The sequence below is a fragment of the Streptomyces sp. genome (assembly GCF_050698815.1).
In the GTDB taxonomy this organism is placed as follows: Bacteria; Actinomycetota; Actinomycetes; order Streptomycetales; family Streptomycetaceae; genus Streptomyces.
Window position 1 is genome coordinate 1 of sequence record NZ_JBOHCV010000514.1, and the last position, 6,524, is coordinate 6,524.

A 6,524-nucleotide genomic window follows, 5' to 3' on the forward strand; every position below is an offset into this window, starting at 1 on the left:
GTCGAGCACCGCCACCTCGAGCCGCTCCGCGGGGATCTCCCGCTCGCTGCCGTTCGTGTCGCGGGACAGCGACTGCACGGCCAGCTTCAGCGCCTCCGCGAGCGTCATCCCGTCACGATGCCGCTGATCGAGATACGCACTGATCTGTTCCGCATTGCCGCCGACCGCGACCGAGCCGTGCTCGTCCACGATCGATCCGTCGTGCGGCAGGCGGTAGATCTGGTCGCCCTCGGCAGTCGCGCCGACCTCGGCGACGACCAGCTCCACCTCGTACGGCTTCTCGGCCGCACTGGAGAAGATGGTGCCCAGCGTCTGGGCGTATACGTTCGCCAGGCCGCGCGCCGTCACATCGGCCCGGTCGTAGGTGAAGCCCCGCAGATCCGCGTAACGGACACCGCCGATGCGCAGATTCTCGAACTCGTTGTACTTGCCGACCGCGGCGAAGGCGATCCGGTCGTAGATTTCGCTGATCTTGTGCAGTGACCGCGAGGGATTCTCGGCGACGAACACGATGCCATCGGTGTACTGCAGCACGACCACGCTGCGGCCTCGCGCGATGCCCTTGCGGGCGTACTCGGCGCGGTCCGCCATGGCCTGCTGGGGTGAGACGTAGAACGGCGTCGACACCGGCTATCCGTCCCTTCCTGTCCTGTCTGAGAGGCCGCGGAAGGCCCCGTGGCCATTAGGAGAGCGGGGCCTGCGGCCCGTTGGGCTGCACGAGCCGGCCCTCGTGCATCGTGCGGACGGCCTCGGAGACCTCCGCCTCGGTGAGCCGGCGGCAGCCTTCGTCGGAGATGACCATGAGGATCGGATAGATCCGCCGGGTCATGTCGGGGCCGCCGGTCGCCGAGTCGTCGTCCGCAGCGTCGTAGAGCGCCTGCAGCACGACCGTCGACGCCTGCTGCACCGTCAGGTCATCGCGGTGCAGCTTCTTCAGCGATCCGCGCGCGAAGACCGAGCCGGAACCGACGGCGGTGAATCCGACCTCCTCGGAACGGCCGCCGGTCACGTCGTAGGAGAAGATCCGGCCCTTCTCACGGTCCACGTCGTACCCCGCGAAGAGCGGGACGACCGCGAGGCCCTGAAGCGCCATGCCCAGGTTGCTGCGGATCATCGTGGAGAGCCGGTTGGCCTTGCCCTCCAGGGACAGCGACGAACCCTCCACCTTCTCGAAGTGCTCCAGCTCCAACTGGAAGAGCTTCACCATCTCCACCGCGAGCCCGGCCGTACCGGCGATACCGACCGCGGAGTACTCGTCGGCTGGGAAGACCTTCTCGATGTCCCGCTGGGCGATGACGTTGCCCATCGTCGCCCGCCGGTCGCCCGCGAGCACCACACCGCCGGAGAAGGTCGCCGCGACGATCGTGGTGCCGTGCGGAGCCTGCACGGCACCCTCGACGGGCGGCAGCGGGCGCCGGCCCGGCAGCGTGTCCGGGGCGTGCTCGGAGAGGAAGTCCATGAACGAGGACGAGCCGGGAGTCAGGAAGGCGGCCGGCAGACGCCCTGTGCCACGAGTGTTGGCTTCCACACGTTTCCTTCCACGAGTCGGAAGTCGGGATCAGAAGAGATCTTGGAATACTGCACGGACCATACCCGGAGGCACAGAAGTCATCCGTCCCGCGCCCCCGGCTTCGGGAACGCAGGACGGCGATCACGCGCCCTACTCTCCGCCCTTCTGCACGAAGGAGCGCACGAAGTCCTCGGCGTTCTCCTCGAGGACGTCGTCGATCTCGTCCAGGACGGAGTCCACGTCGTCCGACAGCGCCTCCTGGCGCTCCTTGAGGTCCTCGGAGACCTGCGTGTCCTCCGACTGCTCCTCGGTCTCCTCGGTCTGGCGCGTGGCCTTCTGCTGCCCGCCGCCGCTGTCCTTGGTCGCCATATCCCTCACCCCGCTCGGTTCGGTGTACGCGTGACGTACAAGATCAGACCCTACAAGCAGGGACTGACATAGGCCCTTCACTTCTCCCAACGTCCGGGGACCACCCCGGTGATTCCCGCATCCGGCTCCGGATAGCCGTCATCGCCGTCATTCAGCCTCCGGACAGCACTCTCACCAGATCCTCCGCCGTGCGGCAGCGGTCCAGGAGCTCCTTGACATGATCACGCGTACCGCGCAGCGGCTCCAGCGTGGGCACCCGTTGCAGAGAGTCACGGCCGGGCAGGTCGAAGATGACCGAGTCCCAGGAAGCGGCGGCCACATCGTCGGCGTACTGCTCGAGGCAGCGGCCACGGAAGTACGCGCGGGTGTCCTCCGGCGGCGTGCCCACGGCCCGCAGGACCTCGTCCTCGTCCAGCAGCCGCTGGATCTTGCCGCGGTTCGCGAGTCGGTTGTAGAGGCCCTTGTCGGCCCGTACGTCCGCGTACTGCAGGTCCACCAGATGCAGCCGGGCCGCGTCCCAGCCTAGTCGGTCCCGGCGCCGGTAGCCCTCCATCAGCTCCCGTTTGGCGACCCAGTCCAGCTCACCGGACAGGCTCATCGGGTCCTGCTCCAGTCGGGAGAGCACGTCCTCCCAGCGGGTGAGCACGTCCCTGGTCTGCTCATCGGCGTCCGCGCCCCAGCGCTCCTCGACGTACTTGCGCGCCAGCTCGCAGTACTCCATCTGCAGCTGCACACCGGTGAGCGTGCGCCCGCTGCGCAGCGTGATCAGCCGGCCCAGTGACGGATCGTGGGAGACGTGGTGGAGCGTGCGTACGGGCTGGTCGACGGCGAGGTCGACGGCGATGAAGCCGTCCTCGATCATCGACAGCACCAGCGCGGTGGTGCCGAGCTTGAGGTAGGTGGAGATCTCCGAGAGGTTCGCGTCCCCGATGATGACGTGCAGCCGCCGGTACTTCTCGGCGTCCGCGTGGGGTTCGTCCCTGGTGTTGATGATGGGGCGCTTCAGGGTCGTCTCCAGGCCGACCTCGACCTCGAAGTAGTCGGCGCGCTGGCTGAGCTGGAAGCCGTGCTCGCTGCCGTCCTGGCCGAGCCCGACGCGCCCCGCCCCGCACATCACCTGCCGGGAGACGAAGAAGGGCGTCAGGTGGCGCACGATGTCGGAGAAGGGCGTCTCCCGCTTCATCAGGTAGTTCTCGTGCGTGCCGTAGGAGGCGCCCTTGTTGTCGGTGTTGTTCTTGTAGAGGTGGATCGGCTGGGTGCCGGGGACCTCGGCCGCCCGCACGGCCGCTTGCGCCATGATCCGCTCCCCCGCCTTGTCCCAGAGGACGGCGTCGCGGGGATTGGTGATCTCGGGAGAGCTGTATTCGGGGTGAGCGTGGTCGACGTACAGCCGGGCCCCGTTGGTGAGGATGACATTGGCCAGGCCGATGTCCTCGTCGGTGAGCTGGCTGGCGTCGGCCGATTCCCGTGCCAGGTCGAAGCCGCGGGCGTCCCGCAGCGGATTCTCCTCCTCGAAGTCCCAGCGGGCGCGGCGCGCCCGGTGCATCGCCGCCGCGTAGGCGTTGACGATCTGGGATGAGGTGAGCATGGCATTGGCGTTGGGGTGACCGGGCACGGAGATTCCGTACTCGGTCTCGATGCCCATTACTCGCCGTACGGTCATGCGGCCCTCCTTGCCCGGCGGCGGCCCGCCATTGGGTCACCGCTCAAGTCCCGCTGCGCATCCGTCCCGTGTGTGATCCTTTCGTCCGCACTGCGCGAGGCGGCGGTACGGACGAGCCTAGACGCACGGAGTGAAGTCGGGAGATCACTCAGCGGACTTCCTCAGACTGCTCAAGACAATCCGGCCACGCACGCCCTCCCCCCTACCTGCGGCGGGGGTCCACCTGGGGCGTCCGCAGCCGGATCGCTGTCTGCTTACAGGTACTGACCGGTGTTGGCCACTGTGTCGATGGAGCGACCGGTGTCCGCGCCCTGCTTTCCGGTGACGAGTGTGCGGATGTAGACGATCCGCTCGCCCTTCTTTCCGGAGATGCGTGCCCAGTCGTCGGGGTTGGTGGTGTTCGGCAGGTCCTCGTTCTCCTTGAACTCGTCCACGCAGGCGGCGAGCAGGTGGGAGACGCGCAGACCCTTCTGGTTCTGGTCCAGGTAGGCCTTGATGGCCATCTTCTTCGCCCGGCCCACGATGTTCTCGATCATGGCGCCGGAGTTGAAGTCCTTGAAGTAGAGCACTTCCTTGTCGCCGTTGGCGTACGTCACCTCGAGGAAGCGGTTCTCCTCGGACTCGGCGTACATCTGCTCCACGACGGACTGGATCATGGCGTCCACCGCGGCATTGGCATTCCCGCCGTGCTCGGACACATCGTCCGTGTGCAGCGGGAGCCTCGCGGTCAGGTACTTCGAGAAGATGTCCTTCGCGGCCTCGGCGTCCGGGCGCTCGATCTTGATCTTCACGTCGAGGCGTCCCGGGCGCAGGATGGCCGGGTCGATCATGTCCTCACGGTTGGAGGCGCCGATGACGATGACGTTCTCCAGGCCCTCCACACCGTCGATCTCGGAGAGCAGCTGCGGGACGATGGTGTTCTCCACGTCCGAGCTGACGCCGGAGCCGCGGGTCCGGAAGAGAGAGTCCATCTCGTCGAAGAAGACGATGACGGGCGTGCCCTCGCTCGCCTTCTCCCTGGCACGCTGGAAGACCAGCCGGATGTGCCGCTCGGTCTCGCCCACGTACTTGTTGAGCAGCTCCGGGCCCTTGATATTGAGGAAGTAGCTCTTCCCCTGGGGCTTGCCGGTGACTTCGGCGACCTTCTTGGCCAGCGAGTTGGCGACGGCCTTCGCGATCAAGGTCTTGCCGCAGCCGGGCGGCCCGTAGAGCAGCACACCCTTCGGCGGGCGCAGTTCGTGTTCCTTGAAGAGATCCGGGTGCAGGTAGGGAAGCTCGACCGCGTCCCGGATCTGCTCGATCTGCCCGCGCAGACCGCCGATCTTGCCGTAGTCGATGTCGGGGACCTCTTCGAGGACGAGTTCCTCGACCTCGCTCTTGGGCACGATCTCGAAGACGTAGCCCGAGCGGGGCTCGAGCAGCAGGGCGTCGCCGGCGCGCAGGGTGGACTCCAGCAGCGGCTCGGCGAGCCGCACCACCCGTTCCTCGTCGGTGTGCCCGACGACCAGAGCCCGCTCACCGTCCTCGAGGACCTCCTTGAGGGTGACGATGTCCCCGGCCCGCTCGAACTCCATGGCGTCGACCACGTTGAGTGCTTCGTTGAGCATCAGCTCCTGGCCGCGCCGGAGCTCCTCGAGCTCGACGCCGGGGCTGACGTTCACACGGAGCTTGCGTCCGCCGGTGAAGATGTCGGCGGTGCCGTCCTCGTTCGCTTGCAGGAAGACTCCGAAGCCGGCCGGCGGCTGTGCGAGCCGGTCGACCTCTTCCTTGAGCGCCACGATCTGGTCGCGCGCCTCACGGAGAGTATTGGAGAGCCGCTCGTTCTGCGCGGACACGCCGGCCAGATTCGTCTGCAGCTCGACGATCCGCTCCTCGAGAATCCGAGTGTGCCGCGGAGAGTCGGCGAGCTTGCGGCGCAGGACGGCGATTTCCTGCTCCAGATACGCGACCTGGCCGGACGGGTCATCGGAACCCCGACCGGGCCGGATGCCGCGGTTGATGTCGTCGTCGTGGGCTGCCACGGTCCTCACCTCCTCCAGGGGGAGCTGGACGCTTCCTGACCCTACCTGGACCGGAACGGGTTGAAACCCCTAGATCACAAAGACGGTCGGGGTGTGTCTGATCTTCACCCTTGCGCACTCCCTCACGCCCAGGGAATACCCACCCATCACTATCCGAAAGCGGCCGGTTGTAGGGTCGAGATGGTCAACACCCGTCAAGGACGGCACGTTTCCGTCCCCAGCGCAGGAACGGCAGGCACAGGATGAGCACCGGGAACGACGCACTAGAGGTCTGGATCGACCAGGACCTGTGCACCGGCGACGGCATCTGCGCGCAGTACGCACCCGAGGTGTTCGAGCTGGACATCGACGGTCTTGCCTACGTGAAGAGCACCGGGGACGAGCTCCTCCAGGACAAGGGCGCCACCACTCCGGTACCGCTGCCGCTCCTCAACGATGTCGTGGACTCCGCCAAGGAGTGCCCGGGGGACTGCATCCATGTGCGGCGGGTTTCGGACAGTGTTGAAGTCTACGGACCGGACGCCGAGCAGCACGAAGAGTGACGACGGCGGACGCTGCGTGGCCGAATGCCCCGGCGGAGAACGGTCCGTGGAGTCTCAGACACTCTCCGCGCTGCCCGCGACGGGAGCGGGCGTGAGCACGAACTTCCCGCCCCTCCACTCCCATTTCACTCTGCGCTGCCGGTCCGGGCAGCAGCGCGGTACCTCGGGCGAGGAGTAGCCCAGCAGCTTCGCGGAGACGGTGTGGCCGCGGACCTTCAGGTCCTGTACGGTCATCCGCTCCTTGGTCGCGACCATGGTCGCGACGACCCGGGGGGCCGCACCGGGCCTGGCGGGCGCCGCCAGGACGAAGAGGCCGTTGGGCGGCGTGCCCGTGATCGAGCGGCAGCGTACGGAGGCGACCGTTTCGCTGCGCCCGTCGCCGTCGAAGTCCGCGGAACCCTGGTCCGTCACATCGACCT

At 67.2% G+C, this 6,524-nt stretch carries 6 protein-coding genes and 1 pseudogene; 1 reads left to right on the forward strand and 6 read right to left on the reverse strand.

The genetic code is table 11. The annotated features are described in order from the left end of the window. The 5 genes from prcA to arc all read right to left on the reverse strand — a co-directional run. A partial coding sequence (prcA, locus tag ACRDP3_RS18410; protein WP_431518059.1) for a proteasome subunit alpha occupies positions 1-627 on the reverse strand: 627 nt, incomplete at its 3' end. A gap of 55 nt (positions 628-682) precedes the next feature. Continuing rightward, positions 683-1,528 (reverse strand): proteasome subunit beta, encoded by an 846-nt coding sequence (prcB, locus tag ACRDP3_RS18415; protein ID WP_431518060.1) that lies wholly within the window; start codon positions 1,526-1,528, stop codon positions 683-685. Between the two features lie 132 nt (positions 1,529-1,660). After that, positions 1,661-1,879, reverse strand: a complete 219-nt coding sequence (locus ACRDP3_RS18420; protein ID WP_431518061.1) for a ubiquitin-like protein Pup — start codon at positions 1,877-1,879, stop codon at positions 1,661-1,663. Positions 1,880-2,030: 151 nt separating this feature from the next. Further along, positions 2,031-3,542, reverse strand: a complete 1,512-nt coding sequence (gene dop, locus ACRDP3_RS18425; RefSeq protein WP_431518062.1) for a depupylase/deamidase Dop — start codon at positions 3,540-3,542, stop codon at positions 2,031-2,033. A gap of 254 nt (positions 3,543-3,796) precedes the next feature. Further along, a complete protein-coding gene (arc, locus tag ACRDP3_RS18430) occupies positions 3,797-5,563 on the reverse strand; it encodes a proteasome ATPase (protein WP_431518063.1) in 1,767 nt (588 codons plus the stop codon). A gap of 242 nt (positions 5,564-5,805) precedes the next feature. On the opposite strand from arc, the gene ACRDP3_RS18435 reads away from it, so the two are divergent. Further along, positions 5,806-6,105 carry a ferredoxin gene (locus ACRDP3_RS18435; protein ID WP_431518064.1) on the forward strand — a complete coding sequence of 100 codons (300 nt, stop codon included), beginning with the start codon at positions 5,806-5,808 and terminating at the stop codon, positions 6,103-6,105. A 54-nt stretch (positions 6,106-6,159) separates the two neighbouring features. Here the strand turns inward: ACRDP3_RS18435 and ACRDP3_RS18440 are convergent. Then, positions 6,160-6,524 (reverse strand): annotated as a pseudogene (locus tag ACRDP3_RS18440) (hypothetical protein); the annotation flags it as partial.

Bases quoted from the DNA above. Each gene is read 5' to 3' on its own strand.
- ACRDP3_RS18420 (WP_431518061.1), bottom strand. From the start codon at position 1,879: ATGGCGACCAAGGACAGCGGCGGCGGGCAGCAGAAGGCCACGCGCCAG.
- dop (WP_431518062.1), bottom strand. From the start codon at position 3,542: ATGACCGTACGGCGAGTAATGGGCATCGAGACCGAGTACGGAATCTCC.
- ACRDP3_RS18435 (WP_431518064.1), top strand. From the start codon at position 5,806: ATGAGCACCGGGAACGACGCACTAGAGGTCTGGATCGACCAGGACCTG.